Below are 2,531 nucleotides of genomic sequence, written 5' to 3'. Positions count from 1 at the left end.
GGCTTACTGGCTTGCCAAGCGCCTCAACAATAAAGGCAGCAAGGTCGCTGCCGATGAGGTGGTGAGCTTTGCCGGCACCAAGCTGCCCGGCTTTGCTGCGGCCATCAGTGCTCCTCTGGTCGCCATCCTGCTGCTGGCCCTGCGCCCGCTGGCCGGTATCGTGGTGGATCCGCTCATCGCCCTGCCCCTCGGCGGCCTGGTCGGCGCCCTGATGATGGGCAAGTTCAGCAAGGTGAATCAATTTGCGGTCTCGGGCCTTTCCCGCATGGCGCCGGTAGCCATCATGCTGCTGGGAACCGGTACCCTGGCGGGCATCATTGCCAACTCGGGTCTGAAGGATGTGCTGATCAGCGGCCTGACCGCCTCCGGTCTGCCCTCCTACCTGCTGGCCCCCATCTCGGGCGCTTTGATGTCGCTGGCGACCGCTTCGACCACGGCCGGGACAGTGGTGGCCTCCAACGTGTTCAGCGCCACCCTGATTGAGCTCGGCATCAGCAGTCTGGCGGGGGCCGCCATGATCCATGCGGGTTCCACTGTGTTTGACCACATGCCCCACGGCTCCTTCTTCCATGCCACGGGTGGCAGCGTCCACATGGGCGTGGGGGAGCGCCTGAAACTCATCCCCTACGAAACTGCAGTCGGTCTGACCATCGCAGCCGTCTCCACCCTGATGTTTGGCGTGTTTGGCCTCGCCTAAGGAACTGATATGAAAATTGTTATCGCACCGGATTCATTCAAGGAGAGCCTGAGCGCCATGGCGGTGGCTGATGCCATCGAGGCGGGTTTCAAGCAGGTATTGCCAGATGCCACCTACATCAAGTTGCCCATGGCCGATGGCGGCGAGGGGACAGTGCAATCCCTGGTGGATGCCACCGGTGGTCGTATCCTGCCGGTCGAGGTGACTGCGCCGCTCGGTAACAAGGTGCAGGGCTTCGTCGGCCTGCTGGGGGATGGCGAGCGCGCCGTCATCGAGATGGCCGCCGCTTCAGGGCTGCATCTGGTCGCGCCGGAACTGCGCAATCCGCTGCTCACCTCCAGCTTCGGCACTGGCGAGCTGATCCTGGCTGCGCTGGAGATGGGGGTGCAGCACCTTATTCTCGGTATCGGCGGCAGCGCCACCAATGACGGCGGTGCCGGCATGATCCAGGCGCTCGGTGGCAAGTTGCTGAAAGCGGATGGCACTTCTATTGCGCTGGGTGGTGCTGGTTTGGCCGAGCTGGCGACCATCGACCTGAGTGGCCTGGACTCCCGTCTGAGCAGGATCACCATAGAGGTGGCTTGCGATGTGGACAATCCACTGTGCGGCCCGAAAGGCGCCTCTGCCGTGTTTGGCCCGCAGAAGGGGGCCAACCCCGACATGGTGGCGCAGCTCGATGCCAACCTTGCCCGCTATGCCGACTGCATCGAACAGGCGCTCGGCAAACAGGTGAAGGATATTCCGGGGACGGGCGCCGCTGGCGGCATGGGCGCGGCCCTGGTGGGCCTGCTCGGTGCCGAGCTCAAGCCAGGTATCCAGATCGTCATAGCGGCGCTGAAACTGGCCGAGGCGGTGGCTGATGCGGATCTCGTCATCACCGGCGAAGGGCGCATCGACAGTCAGACTATTTATGGCAAGACGCCAATCGGTGTCGCACGCTGTGCCAAGCAGTTTGGCAAGCCGGTGATAGGTATTTCGGGCTGCCTCACCGACGATTACGGTGTCGTGCATGAGCACGGACTGGACGCTGTGTTCGCCGTGGTCAACCGCGCCATGTCGCTGCCGGAAGCGCTGGCCACCGCCACCACCAACCTGCAGCTCACGGCCCGCAACGTGGCCGCGCTCTATATGATGCGACGCTAATCCTGTTCTGGCCGGTGCCTGGCGCCGGCCAAACCCTGCCCCGTGTAGCGGTAATGACCAGCACCTGCTGCCGGTCTGCCCGACACACCTTGCCGATCTGTCGATCGGCTTTTTTCATTATCCTGCTGTATCCCTGCCACTTTTCTGTGGTTTCTGTGTTCCGGTTGCGCACTTTGCGGCATAGTGATCTCCCATAGTACAAGGAGCCACCCATGATCTTGCTGACCCTGGGGGTACTGCTGTTTACCCTTATCCACCTCTACCCCTGCTTCGCCGCTGCCCACAGGGACCGCTTGCGCGACCGGCTGGGGGAGAACCGTTACAAGGGGCTCTTCTCGCTGCTGCTATTTGTCGCCATTGGCTTTATTCTTGCTGGCTGGCGTTCGTCCAGCCCCATGCCGCTCTACTTGCTGCCCACCTGGGGCCCGACCCTGATGATGGGCGCCATGCCAGTCGCGCTGATCCTGTTCTTCTCCGGCCAGGGGCCCAATCACCTGCGGCGTTGGCTGGTGCATCCCCAACTGCTTGGTACCCTGCTCTGGGCTGGCGCCCATCTGACGGTCAACAGCGAGGCCCGCTCTCTGGTGCTGTTCGGCGGTATCGGTCTGTGGGCGCTGATCAGCATCATCTGGATTTCGGTGCGGGACTGGCAGCGCTATCCCCGTCCCGCAGCGAACTGGGTGGGTACTGG

General features: G+C 63.1%; 3 protein-coding genes. All 3 read left to right on the top strand.

The features are described from left to right. On the top strand, positions 1-697 hold a 697-nt coding region (locus AAC083_RS15705), incomplete at its 5' end, for a GntP family permease (RefSeq protein WP_108537084.1). Between the two features lie 9 nt (positions 698-706). Beyond that, entirely contained in the window at positions 707-1,840 is a 1,134-nt protein-coding gene (locus AAC083_RS15700; protein ID WP_108537083.1) for a glycerate kinase, read from the top strand. A gap of 212 nt (positions 1,841-2,052) precedes the next feature. Beyond that, positions 2,053-2,531, top strand: a 479-nt coding sequence (locus tag AAC083_RS15695) for an NnrU family protein (protein WP_108537082.1), incomplete at its 3' end; no start/stop codon positions are given.

The sequence above is a fragment of the Aeromonas sp. HMWF014 genome (assembly GCF_963878295.1).
GTDB lineage: Bacteria > Pseudomonadota > Gammaproteobacteria > Enterobacterales > Aeromonadaceae > Aeromonas > Aeromonas popoffii.
The sequence above is the reverse complement of the archived record's forward strand: the minus strand, read 5'-3'. Positions and strand labels throughout refer to the sequence as shown.